The 18,958-nt window shown below is 28.7% G+C and carries 14 protein-coding genes; 12 read left to right on the top strand and 2 right to left on the bottom strand.

Annotated features, from left to right (window positions below; genetic code table 11):
• Positions 1 to 98 precede the first annotated feature (98 nt).
• From ACJDTP_RS01570 to ACJDTP_RS01520, 11 genes are all read left to right on the top strand, one after another.
• Entirely contained in the window at positions 99 to 1,328 is a 1,230-nt protein-coding gene (locus ACJDTP_RS01570) for an exonuclease SbcCD subunit D (protein WP_078116455.1), read from the top strand.
• The gene (locus ACJDTP_RS01565) at positions 1,303 to 4,794 is read left to right on the top strand and encodes an AAA family ATPase (RefSeq protein ID WP_406760280.1); all 3,492 of its coding nucleotides are present in this window, start codon (positions 1,303 to 1,305) and stop codon (positions 4,792 to 4,794) included. Before ACJDTP_RS01570 ends, ACJDTP_RS01565 begins: the two co-directional genes overlap by 26 nt.
• Before the next feature lie 329 nt (positions 4,795 to 5,123).
• Positions 5,124 to 5,693, top strand: a complete 570-nt coding sequence (locus tag ACJDTP_RS01560; protein ID WP_077843674.1) for a 50S ribosomal protein L25 — start codon at positions 5,124 to 5,126, stop codon at positions 5,691 to 5,693.
• A gap of 560 nt (positions 5,694 to 6,253) precedes the next feature.
• Positions 6,254 to 7,981 carry a phospho-sugar mutase gene (locus ACJDTP_RS01555; RefSeq protein ID WP_103698173.1) on the top strand — a complete coding sequence of 576 codons (1,728 nt, stop codon included), beginning with the start codon at positions 6,254 to 6,256 and terminating at the stop codon, positions 7,979 to 7,981.
• A gap of 739 nt (positions 7,982 to 8,720) precedes the next feature.
• Positions 8,721 to 9,821, top strand: a complete 1,101-nt coding sequence (locus ACJDTP_RS01550; protein WP_077839589.1) for a tetratricopeptide repeat protein — start codon at positions 8,721 to 8,723, stop codon at positions 9,819 to 9,821.
• A gap of 125 nt (positions 9,822 to 9,946) precedes the next feature.
• Positions 9,947 to 10,699, top strand: coding sequence for a WecB/TagA/CpsF family glycosyltransferase (locus ACJDTP_RS01545; protein WP_077839588.1), 753 nt, complete (start codon positions 9,947 to 9,949; stop codon positions 10,697 to 10,699).
• Positions 10,699 to 12,225, top strand: a complete 1,527-nt coding sequence (gene murJ, locus ACJDTP_RS01540) for a murein biosynthesis integral membrane protein MurJ (RefSeq protein ID WP_077843670.1) — start codon at positions 10,699 to 10,701, stop codon at positions 12,223 to 12,225. The genes ACJDTP_RS01545 and murJ overlap by 1 nt, the downstream gene beginning before the upstream one ends.
• 11 nt (positions 12,226 to 12,236) lie before the next feature.
• The gene (locus ACJDTP_RS01535; protein ID WP_077843669.1) at positions 12,237 to 13,526 is read left to right on the top strand and encodes a glycosyltransferase family protein; all 1,290 of its coding nucleotides are present in this window, start codon (positions 12,237 to 12,239) and stop codon (positions 13,524 to 13,526) included.
• Positions 13,527 to 14,690, top strand: coding sequence for a glycosyltransferase (locus ACJDTP_RS01530; protein ID WP_077843668.1), 1,164 nt, complete (start codon positions 13,527 to 13,529; stop codon positions 14,688 to 14,690).
• Positions 14,674 to 15,897 carry an O-antigen ligase family protein gene (locus ACJDTP_RS01525; RefSeq protein ID WP_406760279.1) on the top strand — a complete coding sequence of 408 codons (1,224 nt, stop codon included), beginning with the start codon at positions 14,674 to 14,676 and terminating at the stop codon, positions 15,895 to 15,897. The genes ACJDTP_RS01530 and ACJDTP_RS01525 overlap by 17 nt, the downstream gene beginning before the upstream one ends.
• Positions 15,898 to 15,952: 55 nt before the next feature.
• Positions 15,953 to 16,603 (top strand): cyclodeaminase/cyclohydrolase family protein, encoded by a 651-nt coding sequence (locus ACJDTP_RS01520; protein ID WP_077843666.1) that lies wholly within the window; start codon positions 15,953 to 15,955, stop codon positions 16,601 to 16,603.
• Positions 16,604 to 16,678: 75 nt separating this feature from the next.
• Here the strand turns inward: ACJDTP_RS01520 and ACJDTP_RS01515 are convergent, their stop codons facing one another.
• Entirely contained in the window at positions 16,679 to 16,831 is a 153-nt protein-coding gene (locus ACJDTP_RS01515) for a clostri-philic family protein (protein ID WP_168980941.1), read from the bottom strand.
• 316 nt (positions 16,832 to 17,147) lie between these two features.
• On the opposite strand from ACJDTP_RS01515, the gene ACJDTP_RS01510 reads away from it, so the two are divergent.
• Positions 17,148 to 17,645: a hypothetical protein gene (locus ACJDTP_RS01510; protein WP_078116448.1), complete on the top strand. Its 498-nt coding sequence runs from the start codon at positions 17,148 to 17,150 to the stop codon at positions 17,643 to 17,645.
• A 246-nt stretch (positions 17,646 to 17,891) separates the two neighbouring features.
• Here ACJDTP_RS01510 and pdaA read toward each other — a convergent pair whose 3' ends face one another.
• Complete coding sequence (pdaA, locus tag ACJDTP_RS01505) at positions 17,892 to 18,779, bottom strand: delta-lactam-biosynthetic de-N-acetylase (protein ID WP_078116447.1); 888 nt, start codon at positions 18,777 to 18,779, stop codon at positions 17,892 to 17,894.
• Between the last annotated feature and the right edge of the window lie 179 nt (positions 18,780 to 18,958).

Here is an 18,958-nt window from a genome sequence, read left to right as displayed (position 1 = left end):
ATCTGGACATATATATCCACAAAATAGTATTGGAAAAAATCTATTTAAGTAGGCTATAATGTAAATATAAATTGGTCCTAACGGGGAGGAGATATGATTTGAGAATATTGCATACAGCTGATTGGCATTTGGGCAAGAATTTAGAAGGACAAAGCCGAATGGATGAGCAAGAAGAGTTTTTAAATGATTTTGTTAAGATTGTAGAAGAGAATAATATAGATTTAATAATGATTGCGGGAGACGTTTATGATAATCCAAACCCTCCGGCAAGGGCAGAAAAAATGTTTTATGATACTTTAAAGAGATTATCGAAAAATGGAGAGAGACTTACTTTGGTTATATCAGGAAATCATGATAATCCAGAGAGATTGGTTGCGGCAGGTCCACTTGCTCGTGATCATGGAATTATTATGGTTGGGACACCAAAAACTATAGTTCCTTGTGGTGAGTATGGGAAACATAAAGTTTTGTCATCAGGAGAAGGGTATGTGGAAGTTGAAATTAATAATGAAAAAGCAGTTATTTTAACTGTGCCTTATCCAAGTGAGAAAAGATTGAATGAAGTTATTTATAACTATATGGAAGATGAAGAGGAAAAAGCTAAATCCTATAGTGATAAGATATTTTCTTTATTCAATTCGCTAAAAAGTCATTTTAGAGAAGATACAATTAATCTTATAATATCGCATCTATTTGCAATGGGAAGTGAGGAAGGTGGTTCTGAAAGAAGCATCCAATTAGGAGGTGCTTATATAGTAGATGGAAGTTGTTTTCCTAAGGAAGCACAGTATATAGCATTAGGGCATGTGCATAAACCACAAATAGTTCCAGGAACGGATAAAAGAGCAAGGTATTGTGGGTCACCAATTCACTATAACAAAAAAGAGATTAGCTTTGAAAAGAGATGTTATATAGTCGATGCAAAAGCTAATGAAGAATGTGACATACAAGAAATAAACTTAAGGGTATATAAACCAATAGAAATTTGGAAATGCTCAAGTATTGAAGATGCAATATTACGATGTGCTGAAAATAAAGATAAAGATTGCTGGGTGTATTTAGAAATAAGCACAGATAGATACATAAGAGAAGATGAAATAAAGCAAATGAAAGAATTAAAAGCAGATATATTAGAAATAATGCCCAAGGTTAAAGGACTGGAAGAAGAGAGTGAATTAAACTTAAGTGAAAAATCGTTTGAGGAAATATTTAAGGAGTTTTATCTTAAAGAAAGGGGGACTCCTCCAGAAGGTGAAGTTATGGAATTGCTTTTATCAATTATAAATGAAGAGGGTGAAACAGATGAGACCAATCAAATTGAGGATTAAGGGCTTAAATAGCTTCATGGATGAACAAATTATAGATTTTGATAAATTAACAGACAGAGGATTTTTTGGAATCTTTGGACCTACTGGAAGTGGGAAATCAACTATATTAGATGGAATAACTTTAGCATTATATGGAAATGTATCAAGAAAAAGCTCCAATTTTATAAATACTAATTGTGACAGATTAAATGTAAATTTTGAGTTTCAAATATCAGGTAGTGAAATAAGAAAATATATCATTGATAGGGAGTTTAAAAGAAAAAAAGATGGAGGAATAAGCTCTGGAAAGTGTAAAATCGTTGAAGTAACAAATTCAGAAGAAGAAATTTTAGCAGATGGAGTTAAAACTATAAATAAGAAAGTTGAGGAGATAGTAGGTCTTAATTTAGAAGATTTCTCAAGAACTGTTGTTTTACCTCAGGGGAAGTTTAGTGAATTCTTAAAGCTTGAAGGCAAAGATAGGCGTGATATGCTTGAAAGGTTGTTTAACCTTCAACAGTTTGGAGACAATTTATCCAGAAAACTTAGTGCAAAGATAAGCAAAGAGCGAACTGATAGCAATATTTTGGCTGGACAATTAAGTGGATACAACGATGTAAGTCCAGAAAAATTAAAAGAAAAGGAAGATTCTTTTAATGAATTAAAAAATAAGCTGGAAGCTTTGAAAAAGGAATTAGATATAATAGAAAAGAAGCATAAAGAAAATGAAGAAATATGGAAGCTACAGCTTGATTTATTAGAGTATAAAAATAAAGAACAAAAATTAAAGGAAAAAGAGGAAAAGATAAATTCATATCTAGAAAAGATAAAGCTAGGTGAAGCAGGCGCAAAGGTGCTACCTTATTTAAATGCATTTGAAAGCACTAGAAAAGCCTTTGATAAAAATGAGATTGAGTTAGAAGAATTAAAATTAAAGATAGATAATATAAAAGAAGAAAAAGAAAAAATCGAGCAACTTTGGTGTATGGCAAAAGATAAAAAAGAGAATAAACTTCCTCAATTAATGATGCAGGAACAAAAAGTTAAAGATGCTATTGAAGAAAAGAATTTGATACGTGAGATAGAAAATAAAATAGATTTATTAAAGGCAGAAATTAAAGAATGTGATGCTAAAAATAATAGTATACAGAGTGAGCTCATTAAAATAGAAGAAGAAATAAGTAATAAAAATAAATTAATAAAAGAAGACGAAAAAACATATGATAATTTGAAAATTGAAGAAAGCTTAAAAGAGGCAGTTCAAGAAGGAATAATTGTAGAAGAAAAGTTAGGAAAAATAAATGGAATTCTAGTTAAGGATAAGCAAAAGAAAGCAGCTATTGAAAAAGAAAATAGTGAAACTATACTTAAAGGAAAAGCTTTAAGAGAAGTTTTAGATAAAGAAAAAAAGAGTTTAGAAGATAAAGAGAAACAATATGAGTTTTTACTTAAAAATTCGCCAGGTGAACAAAAAGATTTGGTTAATTTAAAGCAGTTGATAGTGGAAAATGAGCAAAAATGGAGCAGTTATGTAAAGCTGAACAAAGAAATAGATTTCTCTAGAGAAGAGATAAAAAACTTACAAATAGATATATTAAGTAGAAGAGAAGAAGAAAAGCAACTTGAAAAAGAACTAGAGGAAATAAAGAATACTCAAAAGGAGATTATGAGAGAAAATTTAGCACATACTCTTAGACAGGAACTTAAAGATGGAGATACATGTCCTGTATGTGGTTCAACTCATCATATGAAAGAAAATATTAGGATCCTTGAAGTTCAAGATGTGGAGAATATAGAGGAAAAAATAAGACTAAAAGAAAATTCAATAAAGATTATTAGTAGTAAAATAACTCAAGGTGAAACTAAGGTAAATAGTTTTAACGAAAAAATTAAAGTTAATCTTGAAGAAATTGAAAAGCTCGGAACTGCGTTTAAGGAAAAAACTTTGGAAGAGTTAAAGCAGGGATTTATAGATTTAGAAAAAGCTTTAGAAAGTTATTTTAAAGATAAAGAAGAACTTGAAAAAGGTGCTAATAAGCTAAGGAATGAAATTAATATTAAAACTGGAGAAATAAATGAATTACGAGCAGTAGTTAGAACTAACCAAAGACAGCTTGAAGATTTGGAAAAAAGTATTACAGAAAATACAGAAGAATTGAATATTCTAAAAAATAGATTGGATTGCCTAAGAGCAAAGACATTAGTAAGTGATTTTAATAAAAAAAGCGAAGAAATTAAAGCCGTTGAAAAAGAGCGGGAAAGATTATCAAAGGTTATTAAAGCTAATAGGGAGCTAATAGAAAAGTTAGAAAAGAATAAAGAAAATTTAAGTAATGAAGTAATCTTAGTAAAAGAAAACTTAACTAAATATAATACAGAATTGAGTAGTTACGAAAAAAGTAAAGAAGAAAAAATACAAGCGATAAAGAATAAGGTTGATAATGCAGATGATCTTGTTTCACTATTACATAAAATTCAGGAGAATATTGAAAATATTAATAGTGAGTTTAAGGAAAGTGAAAACAATAAAAATAAAATAGAAAAAGAATTTAATGAAAACAATGAGCGATTAATTTCTGCAATCAGTAAATATAAGGAATTAATTAAACGAAAAAAGGATGAAGAAGCTCAGTTAGAAGTTGCAATAGACAGTGAAGGTTTTAAGTCACTTGACGATGTTAAAAAAAATATAATTGGAAAAGAAGAAATTAATGATTATAAATTAAAAGTAGAAAGTTATAAAAGTGAAGTATCAAAAGTAAATGGAGCAATTGAAAGTTTACTTAATAAAATAGATGGTAAAGAGTTAAGTGAAGAAGAATATACAGAAATAAAACTCTTAAAAGATATTAAAGAAAAAGAGTTCAATGAAATTAATGAAGAGAAAATTAAGTTAGATGAAGAATTAAAAAACATAAAAAATAAGCTGGAAGAACAGAAAGACCTCTTAGATAAAAAGATGAAACTAGAACATAAATTGGCTCTTCTTGGTGATTTAGAAAAGTTATTTAAGGGAAAGAAATTTGTTGAGTTTGTAGCAGCAAGTAAGCTTAAGTATGTTTCAGTTGAAGCATCTAAGAGATTAAAAGAGATAACTCATGGAAATTATGGACTAGAGGTTGATGATAATAGCAGATTTATAATTAGAGATTATAAAAATGGTGGAGCCAAGAGAGATTCTACTACTTTATCAGGAGGGGAAACATTTTTAGCATCTTTATCATTAGCTTTGGCATTATCAGCACAGATTCAGCTTAAGGGGACAGCACCATTAGAATTATTTTTCCTTGATGAAGGATTTGGTACCTTAGATGACGATCTGCTTGAAGTTGTCATGAATTCATTAGAAAGGATTCATAATGAAAAATTAAAGGTCGGCATAATAAGTCACGTTGAAGCAATAAAGAATAGAGTACCAGTGAAACTTATGATTACTCCTGCAGAATCAGGTATGGGCGGAAGTAAAGTTAGAATTGAGAGAAACTAAATTTATAAAAATAACAAGTTATTATATTAATATATAGCTTGTTATTTTTTGTGTAAATTGGTAATTAAGTGCTATAATATACATTGTAATTAGATTACGAAAATAAAAAATTCAATAAATATTAGAGGCGATTTTAAATGTTTAATTGTAAGTCTAACTTGATTTTATCTTTTCATAATTCTTCAGATAAAATTAATATTAGAAAAACTATTAGACCTTGTAAATGCAATAGGCCTATTTATTTTATTCCAACGTGAATGTACATTCTTAAAATGTGAATTAAATACATTGTAAGAAAATGAAAAATAAATTTTTAGGAGGTACTTATAATGGAGGAATTAAATTTAACTAAAAGAATAAAAACAGCTAGCCATGGTGCTAGAAAGGTAAGAAGAGAAGGCAAGATTCCAGGCGTGATTTATGGAAAAGAAATAGGAAATGAAATATTTACTGTAGATGAATCATCATTATTAAAAGAAATCTCAGCTAGTGGAGAGCATGGAATAGTAAAATTTAATCTTGATGGAAGGAAAGGAAACGCTGTAATTAAGGAAATTCAAAGAAATGCCTTGGGAAATAAAGCAATTCATGTTGATTTTGAAGAAGTAGCAGCAAATGATACAATGCATACTGAAGTCTTAATTAAGATTATTGGTAAAGGTATTTTAGAAAGCAAAGGATTAATATTACAAACTCAAAGAGATTTAGTAAAGGTATCTTGTAAAGCAAAAGATTTACCAAAGGATGTTGAATTAGATGTTTCTGGCGGACAAGCAGGAACAGTTTATACTTTTAAGAACCTAAAATTTGCTGAAGGCATTGAAGTTTTAGATGATTTATCAACTGTTATAGGATCAATAAGTGAAGAAGAAAAAGCTAAGGAAGAAGAAGCAGAATAGAATTACAGATAAACAGAGTTGAATTTTAAATATTATAATCAACCATTTTAATATAGTATATATAGATAAATAATTTGTAATATAGATTAGTGCAATATTATAAAAAAAGCAGAAACGTTATTATTTCGCAAGACTATGAAAATTTCGTTGAAAGTACTAAATTGCAGGTTGCATTACTAATGCTTGTTCCCAATTTCGTTGTGACAAGCATTAGTCGAACAACCTACAATTAAGCACTTTTAACAACTCGTTTTCAAATGCTTGCTGCATAAAAATGTTCCTGCTTTTTATTTTGGTGTTTATTGTAAGATGCGAATCGGATTTTTAAATTATTTATCTATATAGTAAATTTATGATTATTATGAAAAGTGACCTTGTTTCAAAGATATATTTTAGGATAATTTTAATTATTGCAGTTAATATTATAGATTAGAAGGGAAAAGTGCTTGGCAAAGTATCCAGGTTTTTATATATGATGCAAAATATATAAAAGTGTTTTTATATTATGGATAAATATTGTATAATGTATAGGAGAAAAAACACAGAGAGGGGATCAGAAAATGAATTATAAGGAAAAGTATAACGTGTGGATTAACTCTGACTTTATTAATGAGGAAACTAAGAATGAATTAAAGAGCATATCTGACGAAAAGGAGATTGAAGATAGATTTTACCAAGATTTGGATTTTGGGACTGGTGGATTAAGAGGGGTAATAGGTGCAGGAAGCAATAGAATGAATATATATACTGTTGCTCAAGCTACTCAAGGATTTGCTAATTACTTAAATGATAATTTTAAAGATCCTTCAGTTGCAATTGCATATGATTCAAGAAATATGTCTAAGGAATTTGCAAAAGCAGCTGCACTTAACTTATGTGCAAATAATATAAAAGTATATTTATATGAAAGTTTAAGACCAACTCCTGTATTGTCTTTTACAGTTAGAGAATTAAAATGTTGTGGTGGTATAGTAATTACTGCATCTCACAATCCAAAGATTTACAATGGGTATAAAGTTTATGATGAATTCGGCGGCCAAGTAACAGACGAAAAAGCAAAAATGATAATTAACTCTGTTAAAGCGGTAGATGATTTCTCAAAAATTAAGAGTATGGATGAAAATGTTGCCTTAGAGAAAGGGCTATTAAAATATATTGGAGAAGATGTAGATAAGGTTTACTATGAAAAAGTTAAAGGCTTGACTATAAGAACAGATTTAGTTAAAGAAAAAGCCAGCAATTTAAATGTAATATATACTCCTATTCATGGTTCTGGTAATGTTCCAGTAAGAACTGTATTAAAAGAATTAGGCTATAGCAATGTTAAAGTTGTTAAGGAACAAGAAGCACCAGATGGAAATTTCCCAACAGCATCATATCCTAATCCAGAAAATCCTGATGTATTTGAATTAGCATTAAAGATGGCTAAAGCAGAAAATCCAGATATAATTTTTGGAACTGATCCTGATTGCGATAGAATAGGTCTTGTAGTTAAAGATAGCACTGGAGAATACAAGGTATTAACTGGTAACCAAACAGGATTACTATTAACTAATTATATATTAAGTTCAATGAAAGAAACTAATAAATTGCCACAGAATGGTGTTGTAATTAAAACAATAGTAACAACAGAAGGTGCTAGAAGTATTGCTGAAGATTTTGATATTGAAATTATGGATGTATTAACAGGATTTAAGTACATTGGAGAAAAAATAAGAGAATTTGAAGATGCAGGAGATAGAGACTATATCTTCGGATTTGAAGAAAGCTATGGATATCTTGCTGGAAACTTTGTACGTGATAAAGATGCTGTTATTGCAGCAATGTTAGTATGTGAAATGTGCCTATATTATAAAGAACAAGGAAAGAGTCTTTACGATGCATTAATAGATTTATATGAAAAGTATGGATATTTTAAAGAAACTCTTGTATCATTAGAATTAAAAGGAAAAGAAGGCCAAGAAAAGATAGCAAACTGCATTGAAGCATTAAGAAATAATCCAGTAAGTGAAGTTAACGGTGTGAAAATCATTACAAGATTAGATTACAAATTAAGTGTTGAGGAAAACACTGTAAATAACACTAAGGCTCCTATTGACTTACCTAAGTCAAATGTATTAAAGTACATCTTAGAAGATGGTTCATATTTTGTAGTAAGACCATCAGGAACAGAGCCAAAGATGAAAGTTTATTTAGCAGTTAAGAGCAGCAGCCTAGACAATGCTGAGAAAGATATTGCTACATTTAAAGAAAAAGTAATGGAAATAATTAATTCACAATTAAGCTAAGTTTCCATAAGTAGAGAGCCAAAATCTATGATTTTGTGTGAATCAGTTAAGCAGACATCCAAATCTGTGATTTGATGATGATCGCTTACTCTGTGAGAACTCAGCGAACGAATGTGAGTCGAGTTTCCTTAAGTAGAGAACCAAAATCTGAGATTTTGTGTGAATCAGTTAAGCAGACATCCAAATCTGTGATTTGATGATGGTCGCTTACTCTGCGAGTACTCAGCGAACGAATGTGAGTCGAGTTTCCTTATAAATTGCTATCATCTTTTGGTGATAGCAATTTCTTTAATTATGAAATCAAAAAGTGAATGTCTCCAAATTATTATTAATGAATACTTAAACAATTGATTAAAATTAGTGTATACTGCACAATTAAGAAATAAATGCCTTTAAGAAATTTATAGAATTGTATTATTACAAATTTCCTGGGAAATCTGCTCAATAATTGCGCATTCTCAATTTTGAAATTATAGATTGATTAAGTATTGATAATGATAATTAAATATTTGACTTATTAGATAAACATATTTACTAGATCTTTAACATATAACTTGACTTATTAGATGAACATACTTACTAAGTTGCTAAAACTTTAAGTTTGTATCTTCACTAGAAATCATAAATATATTTTCATAGCTTTTCGGAATCAAAATATTTATGATTTTGGTAAGTTACCATATAAATTTAGTTCTAGAGTTGGATATCTATAAAGCGAGATTTAAACAAGAGGTGTAAAATGAGTAATTACAAGACAATGTATAAAGATAAATTAAGTAAATTATTATTTTTAGAAATGAATAAAGAAGGGTTCAAAAGAAGCCTTAATATACCAGAAGACGTTAACTTTAAGAATGATGATCTGTATTTGCCTATAAGCTCGGATTATGTTGTATCAAATGTTAATGACGAAATTAAATTAAGTAATCTACCTATATATTATTTTGTAGAGGGTATGTTTATTACTTTTGGAGCAGATGAAAATGTCAAATATAATGATGATTATGGAACAATTCTATCTTATATACCAGATGCAGAAGAATGTGTGAAGAGTCTTATTGCAGATAGAATAAAAAAAGATAGATTAGAAGACGCGTATATTTTGCTAAAGGGACTTTATAGGTATACAAGAGAAGAAGAAATTTTAACTAAGCTTCTAGCGGTAGGAGAAACAATAAGAGAAAAAGATTCTGGATTTTCGGAAATTTTATTAGAAGATATTGAAGAATTTAAGGAAAAGTTTGAAAAATCTCCAGAACCACATCTTTATAATGCGTTAATACTTAAAGATGATGGTGATTATAAAGGTGCAGAAGTGGAAATAAATGAGTATATAAATAAGGGCGGCAAAAAAACAGATGAAATTGATAAGATGATAGGTGATATTACTAATATAAGTCATTTTGAGAAAGCTGTTGAATATTTAAAAGATGAACCTAAGAAGGCAATAGAATTGTTACTACCACTAAGCGAAGAATTCAAAGAAAATCCTTTAGTTTACTATTATCTAGGTGTCGGTTATAGAAGAATTGAAAACTATAATAAAGCTATTCATTACTTGAATAAAAGTCTTACTATAGAATCAGGAAGCCTTGAAACGGTTAATGAGCTTGGAATGAATTATGCTTGCATTGGTGAATATGAGGAAGCAATAAAATATTTTAGAAAAGCATTTGAAGCTTCGAAGGAAGTTGAAATTTGTACTAATATAGTAATGTGTTATATAAACTTAGGAGATAAAGAGCAAGCAAAAATTCATTTAGAACTTGCAAAGAAAATAGCTCCAGAAGATGATATAGTAATAGAGATAGATCAAATGTTAAATAGAACAATAAAATAAAATGTCAATGTACAGTGCACAATGCACAACTAACAGTGCACAATTAAGAATAAAATAAGAGTTTAATTCTGGAATTGAGAATTGTGCATTGAGAATTGTGCATTGCCTAAGTTTTAGGAGAGAATATGTTTACGAAAATACTTGATTTTAATATTTTTAATAGGGATAAAACTGCTTTAATGAACTATATTGAAAATTTTGAAAAGGTAAATATAATATCGGGAAATCCAGAAGTTCTCTTTAATGGATTAAATAATCCTGTACTTAAAAAGAATTTTGAAAGCGGGAGTTCAATTATTATACCTGATGGCGTTGGAACTGTTATTGCTTCAAAGATATTAAGAGAGCCCGTTAAAGAAAAGATAGCAGGAATAGATGTCTTTAGAGAGATATTAATTAAAGCAAATTTAGAAGAAAGATCTATATATTTATTAGGTTCAAAAGAAGAAACTATTAAGAAATGTGTTGAAAATATAAAGAATGAGTTTCCTAAACTAAAGATTTCTGGTTTTCATAATGGTTTTTTTGATTTAAATAATTGTAATGATATAATTGAAGATGTAAAAAGTGGGAATCCATGGGCCGTTTTTGTTGCAATGGGATCACCAAGGCAAGAGATATTTATTGAAAAGATTATTGGCGATTCAAATATTCATATTTTTATGGGTGTAGGTGGTGTTTTTGATATATTTGCAGGTGAACTTAAAAGAGCACCAAAATGGATGATATCTTTGGGATTAGAATGGTTATACAGAGTTATTAAAGAGCCATTTAGAATAAGAAGATTACTTGTTATTCCTAGATTCTTATTGTTAGTTATTTCAGAAAACTTAGCTAAAAGAGTAAGGATGATACTGTTTAAGGAAGAGGAAAAATAATGAAACAAAGAAGTAGCTTAATTAAATCTACATTTATTATAATGATAGTATCATTGATTAGTAGATTTTTAGGTTTTGCCAGAGATATGCTTATTGCTAAAAATTTTGGTGCTGGAATATATACTGATGCTTATAATATTGCAGTATCTATACCAGAGACAATATTCACTTTAGTTGGACTTGCAATTTCAACCGCATTTTTGCCAATGCTTAGCAAGGTTCGAGCTGAAAAGGGACAAAAAGAGATGAATGATTTTGCAAACAACATAATAAATATACTTTTTATTATATCATTATTTCTTTTTGCAATAACAAGTCTTTTTTCAAAGGAAATAGTTCATATATTAGGACCGGCTGAGGAAACAGGACTAATTGCAGTAAAGTTATTGAGAATAACCCTTGTAAATATTTTATTTTTATCTGTTAATGCATGTTTCACAGCATTATTACAAGTAAATGAAGATTTTGTAATTCCGTCCATTTTAGGATTGTTTTTTAATTTGCCTATGATATTATATTTATTGTTGTTTAAGAATTATGATATTTTAGGATTGACTATTTCAAATGTAATAGGTAATTTTTTCAGAGTAGCAGTTCAGGTACCATCGTTAGTTACACACCAATATAAATATAAACTTTTTATAAATCTTAAAGATGAGAGACTGAAAACAATTATGGTATTAATTCTTCCAGTAATTATTGGAGCTGGAGCCAACTCACTAAATATGGCCGTTGATCAGTATATTGCTTTGAAACTTCCAGAAGGTTCGGTTTCAGCTTTAAATTATGCTCAGAAGTTAATTGTTTTTATAAATGCAATTATAACAACATCGGTCACTAGCGTAGCATATCCTCTTATGGCTAATATGAGAAATAGAGGAGATGTACTTGGATTTTTAGAAATTTTAAAGAAATCAATCATATATTTGTCTATATTATTAATTCCAATTACTGTCGGCGTTATGATATTTAGTAGAGACATAATAACAATTGTTTATGCTAGAGGAGCGTTTACTGGTTATGCAATAAATATTACAACACTTGCATTACTAGGATATGGAGCAGGAATATTTTTTACAGGAGTAAGAGATATATTAAATTCAACTTTATTCTCAAGTGGAAAGACAAAAGTAACAGCAATAAATGGTATAATTGGTGTTGTGATTAACATAATATTTAGCATAACTTTATCTAAGTATATAGGTATTATGGGAATAGCATTAGCTTCAGTTATAGCTATGATAGTAACATCGGTACTCTTATTTATAAATATAATTAAATTAGAAAAAAGCTTTAACATAACAGAGATATTAAAAAAAGTAAGTATAATAATAATGAATTCAATAATCATGGGAGCGGTACTTTTAACGTTATTAATTTACTTCAAAAATAAATTTAATTCAATTACAATCCTATTACTTGGAGCGAGTATTGGAGCAGCTATATATCTTAGTTTATGTTATTTATTCAAGGTTGAAGAGCTAATAGAAATAAAAGAATTAATCTTAAAAAAGATAAAGAGATAGGAGGATGGTATATGAAGATATTATTTATTGCCTGCTATTCACCATTGATAAATAATTCAGCAGCTATTGAAACTTTACAATATCTAAATAAGTTAAGTGAGATTAATAATAATGAAGTACATCTTCTGACTGTTAATTTTCCTAAAGATTCAATATATTATGATGAAGTATTACGCTCTATGATGAATGATAAAATCAAAACGCATATTATTGATGGTGGACTTATCTTTAAAAAGTTTATGCCCAAAAATAGTGAAAGCTACAATAATTCGCCTTCAAAAATAGGAAATACCAATAGAAGAAAAGTGTTGCGGAAAATAAAAAATGCATTAGCGATACCAGATATGTATTATTCATGGGCAAGGAAAGCGGGAAGATATGGAATAGAGCTAATGGGGAAAGAAAAATTTGATGTTATATTTTCTATGCATGAGCCGCCATCTTCGCATTTATGTGCTTATTATATAAAAAAACATTATCCAAATGTACCATGGATTACTTATTGGAGTGATCCTTGGCTTAAAGATTCAACAAGAGAAAAATCTTTTATTGTAAAAAAGGTGCTAGAAAAAAATATGGAAAGAGATATTGTTAATCTGGCAGATAAATTTATATTTGTGACTGATGCAAATAGAGATGAATATTTAAAAGATTATAATATTTTAGATAATAGTAAGACATTTATATTAAATAGAGGTTTTGATGCGAAATTATACGATAAATTATTACATGAAGAAAAACCTAAGCTTATAAAGAAAGACAAACTTAATATAATCTATACAGGAGAAATATTTTCTAAACTTAGAGATATAAGACCTTTTGTAAAAGCACTTGAAGAAATAAAAGCAGAGAACTTAGAGATATATAACCAGTTAAATGTATTATTTTTTGGAAATATAGATGATATAGAGGCTAGGAAGAAACTTCAAAATTTAGAAATAGCCAATGTATCGCCTAGGATACCATTTGATGAGGCGCTTAAATATATGTTAAATGGAGAGGTTTTGCTTTTATTTGGTAATAAGAATTCAAAGCAAATACCAGCCAAGATTTATGACTATTTTGGGGCAAAGGGTAGGATATTTGTTATTTATGGGGATAAAGATGATCCGATTAAAAGAGTGGTAGAAAATCATAGAAAATGTGTTGTAACTGAGAATAATAGTAAAGAAATAAAAAATCATATCTATAAATTAATAGAAATTCATAAAAATAATGAGATATATTGTGAACCAGATGTTAATTATGAATGGAATTCAATTGTGGAAAGGCTAAACAATATATTAGAAGGAAGTGAATAAATGCACATAATGGTTATTCCATCTTGGTATTCATCTCCAAGAAACAAAGTTCATGGAAGTTTTTTTAAGGAACAATTTAAAGCTCTTTCAAATAGTGGAGAGAAGATTACTGTTGCATACAATGAAATTTGGCCTATTACTATGTTTGGAAAAATTCATGAAAAGAGAGGCATAAGTTTTAATATAGAAGATAACCTTAGAACTTATAGGTATAAAGATTATAATTATTTACCTAAAAGTCCATTAATGTTTAAGAGTTTCAATAAAAGAATGGATAAGATGTACCAAGAAATTGTTAAAAATGAAGGAAAGGTTGATATTATCCATGCTCATTCAGCCTTTTGGGGGGGAATAGCAGCTTCATATATAAGTAAGAAATATAATGTTCCATTAGTATTAACAGAACATTCATCTCTTAAGTATGCAAAGTATGCTAGAGAAAGTTATAAAAAATATATTTACAATGCTTATGAGAATTCGGATTATTTGATTGCAGTTGGGTCTGGATTAAAAAGAGAAATTCAAGAATATGTAAATAAGCCTGTTGAAGTTATTCACAACATGGTAGATTTGAATCTATTTTCTGTGGATGAAAATATTAAAAAGAGTGCCGATATAGATGAAGATTTTAAATTTTTTTCATGTGCTTTTCTTGAAGAAGGAAAGGGAATTGAATGTTTAATTAAAGCTTTTTCTAGAGCTTTCAAAAATGAAAATGTAAGCTTAAGAATTGGTGGAGACGGGACCATTAAACCATCATTGGAATCACTTATTAAAGAATTGAATATTGAAAAGCAGGTAATACTTCTAGGAGCTTTATCGAGGGAAGAAGTTTCAAAGGAAATGAAGAAATGTGATGCATTTGCATTACCATCTGAACATGAGACATTTGGAGTTGTATACATTGAAGCGCTTGCATGTGGAAAGCCAGTAATTGGAGCTGATAACGGTGGCGCAGAAGATATTATAAAAGAAGATAATGGAATAATAGCTAAAAAGAATGATGTGGAGGATTTAGCCGAAGCATTAAGAAAAATAAAAGAAAATCATAAAATGTATGATAAATATAAAATTAGGGAACAAACAATTTTTAGCTATTCAGAAAAAGTATTAGTTGAAAAGCTAAAAGGAGTGTATAAAAAAGTATATGAGAGAAGCAATTAAAAATATATATGATTTTTTAGATAATAAATTTTATTTTAAGTTATTGTACTTATTTGTAAGCTTAACATTTGTAACTATGCTCAAAGATGTGCCAGGAAGAAAAATTCTAAGTAATATAACACTAGCTTGGGGGATACTTTTAATTCTATTCATGGTTATCGAAGGATATAAAAGAAGAAAAATTTATAAATTTGATATTCCATTGGCATTATTTATGATACTAACTTTAATATTTAACATTTTTATTTATAGAAGTGTTGATAATATTAAAGTTTGGATAGTTAATTTAATTATATTTGTAGTAATATTCACAGTTGATGTATTTAAATCCAAAAAGAAACTTATTAAAGAGATGAACATAATTACTTATTTTTATGTAATATTTATGCTAGTTGCTTCTATTATATCGCTAGCAATGAGATATTCGGGAATAAATATAGAAATCGGACAAGTGGTATTTGGAGGTACAAAGGGAGTCTTTGAGAATGAAAATGCTCTTTCGATAGCATCTTCACTAGCTATAGTTATGTGTGTATACCTTAATTATATATCGAGAGGTCACAAGCTTAAGATGTTGTGGATAGGAAATATAATATTACAAGCGGTAACTATGATTGGTTCACATGGAAGAAGTGCATATTTGGTAATAATAGCTGTAATATATCTATCAATATTTATATACAGTAAAAATAAATATATTAGATCAGCACTTGTTTTAATACCAATACTTTTTTGTGGAGCATTTTTTGAAATGGTTAAAAGTCATTTGGAGGCTTTTACAACAGAGAGGAATATTATTTGGAATTCGGCATCTGTAGTAATAGAAAAAAATCCTTTGACTGGTGTGGGAAATAATAATCTTATAGAAGCGGTGAGAAACGCAAGAATAGGAAGTTATTTACCTGGAATTGAACTTGGAGGGATGCACAATATCTACGTGCAAATAGCCGCAGTAAATGGAATTATTTCATTACTTTTATTTCTTCTGTTCATAGGAATGATTTTGATGTTTATAATACAACATCTAGATAAGTTAATCAGAAGAGAGAAAAACCAGATGACAATAATAACTTCGATTATAGCAGGTATTCTTGCAGTAAACTTATTTGAAAGTGTATTAGTATATACAATAAGTTTTATTTCAATTATATTTTGGATATACTTAGGTTATCTAGTATCGATTCTGGATAATAAAAATATAGATTAGGTATAAGCAATAAGGAATATAAAAAATACGATTATAGATAGGGGAATAGTATTATATGAAATTTTGTGACGAAACTATAAAACAATTTTTAGGTGAATTAGAATCAGATTTGCCAGCTCCAGGTGGTGGAAGTGTAGCGGGTCTTATTGCAGCATTATCTGGTGCATTGAATTCTATGGTTTATTCTCTGACAGTAGACAAAAAGGCATTTATGAGTCTTCAGGATGATGAAAAAGAAAGTATAACAAAATTTCAAAAGGAATCTAAAGAGTTCACTGTAAGAAGCTTAGAACTTATGGAAGAAGATAGAGAAAACTTTTTGAAGTTAATGGATTCTTATAAGTTGCCTAAAGATACTGAAGAAGAAAAAGAAGAGAGAAAATTAGCTATAAAAGAGAATACTATAAAGTCTATGGAAGCACCTTTAATTTTAGCTAGAGAAAGCTTAGAATTTTATAAGAATCTTAACATCATGGCACAGTATGGAAATAAGATGTTATTATCAGATTTGGCAATTTCAGCAATTTTACTACATTGCTCTATAGAAAGTTCCATAATAAATGTTAAAGTAAATTTGAATGGGCTCAGAAATGAAGAATTTTTTGAGAGACTTGATAGTGAATTGGATAGTATTATAGAAAAATCAGCTAAAGAAAAAGAATTGATTACAGAAACAGTAAATAAAATAATTTATCCAAAAATGTAGCAATGCAAAAATCATTAATTATAAAAAGAGATACTTACCAAGGGTTCAATTAAAGTAAGTATCTCTTATGTTCTTTTATTCTATTGGTTCTCCATCAAAATTTTCGTATTCAGGTCTATTTTTTGGATCGCCAACATTATCTTGGTTAGCATGAAGTCTTCTCCTTCTTACACCTTTTTGCATTGGATTGCTTGATCCTGGTTTGTGTGGTCCATCTTTACGTGGCATATAATACACCTCCTTTTTTTATATTTTGTGCTCATATGAGGTTTTGATACGTTTAATTTTTTGGTGATTTAGGGATTAATAAAGGACTAAGGAATAATATTAACAAGTATTGAAAAAGATTGCATATATACTGTATAATATTTATTAACATAAGATATGTACTTTTAACATAAAAAATATGCATAATTTTTAAGTGAGTATATATTGTTATTTATTTTCAAATACAGATACATAAACCAATTATAATCTATATGAATAAGTTCAGATCTCACTTAGTGTGTCTATATATTATAGTAATTTTAAGGAGGAATTAGCATTGGAAAAAGAAAAATTTCCTATTGTTTTAAAGAAAAAAAATGGTGTAATGATAGGGGTTGCAATAATAGAGATAATTATAGGAATAATATTTGGAGCGTTACAAGGAGGATTAAAAAGTGCTCCTATGTGGGTGCTTTTTTTTGCAGGAATAGTTACTGCACTTTCTGTTTTTGTGGAATATAGTCAGGACATATTAATTAAAGAGGATGCAATAGAGTTTTATAGGAATAATGATTTGATAAAATCGATTAAGTATAGTAATGTAAAATCTATTTTTATAGGAAAAGGAAATGAGCCTAAAAATAAAAGGAAAGATTTTTTTATAATTAGCTTTTATAAAAATGATAAGAAGAAGAATAAAAATTCTGCAGAGGACACATACTTAATTAATCCTATGTCGTATAGCGCAGAGGATTTTAGCGTAATAAAGAATATTATTGTATCAAAAAATTCTTCTGTTAAAGTAAGCGAAGATGTAAGTAAATTTATGAAATAATAATTATATAAAATAGCTGGTTAGGAGATTGTTCAGAGAAGTTTCTTGACTTGCAATAACAATGAATAAATGACTATAGATTAAAAAATAAAAGTTAAAACATTTTAGCATGTAACTAAGATTTATTCAAAACATACTAAAATGATATAACTTTTATAGAATATCTATAGTTATTCTTGTTTTAAAAGTGTTTAAGTGAATTCAACCATTGGATGGAATTTTTAATATATTCTATAGCTGAATTTACTATTCTGTAGGTAGATCATTAAGTGATTTAAATTCATAACCTTCCTGCTGAAGTGTTTTAATAACTGATGACAATACTTTTGTATTTGTGTTTGAAACAGCATGTAGAAGCATTATGGAACCTGGATGGGCACCTTTGCATATTTTCTCCACAGCATAACTTTCTGAAGGTTGATTATTTACTAACCAATCTTTATAGGCAAAACTCCAGAATATAGTCTTATAGCCTAAATCCTTTGTCATTGCTAATGATTTTTTTGAATACTTACCCATTGGTGGTCTAAAAAACTTAGGCATATCCTGACCAGTAAGTTCTTTAAAAGCATTTTCTACTCCAGTAAATTCTGCCTCAAATTTTTCTTTATCACGTATTTGAGCCATAGAAGGATGATGAACTGTGTGATTTCCAACTACATGTCCTTCATCAACCATACGTTTAATTAGTTCTGGTTGAGTGTCTATGTATGGTTTGACAACAAAAAAGGCAGCAGGGACTTTGTATTCTTTTAATATATCTAAAATCTTTCCAGTGTTACCATTTTCATATCCTTCATCAAAAGTAAGATATAGAACTTTTTTTGAAGTATCACCTAGGTAATAAGCAGAATTTTCTTTTAAGAAGCTAACGGATTCCTTTGGGCCTTCCGCAATTTGATCTTTTCCTTTACCAACGTAATACCAGTTAAGTTCATCTTCATCACTAAAAGAAGAAAAAATATCTCTTATGTTATCAACATCTAAAATATCTCCAAACACGCCATCTTCTTGAAAACATTCATTTGAATCGATCTCATTATCACTTGCAGCAATTGCAGGCTTTGTAGGAACAAGAGTAATTAAATTCATTGCTAAAGAAAGAGCAATTAAAGATTTTATAGACTTATTCATTTTCTCACCTTCAATCTTAAAAATTTATATATTTAATTCAGATTTATTCAAGAAAAATATAAAGTGAAACTGATTCAGGTGGAGTTTGATCAACAACTGAATCTTAGTTGAATTTATCTAGAATCGTGCCATTGTTATCTCCCACTTAAAGAAGTGTTATATTACAGTAGCTAGACATA

Source organism: Candidatus Clostridium helianthi (genome assembly GCF_045310795.1).
GTDB lineage: Bacteria > Bacillota > Clostridia > Clostridiales > Clostridiaceae > Clostridium > Clostridium helianthi.
This window is presented reverse-complemented; position numbering and strand designations above follow the sequence as displayed.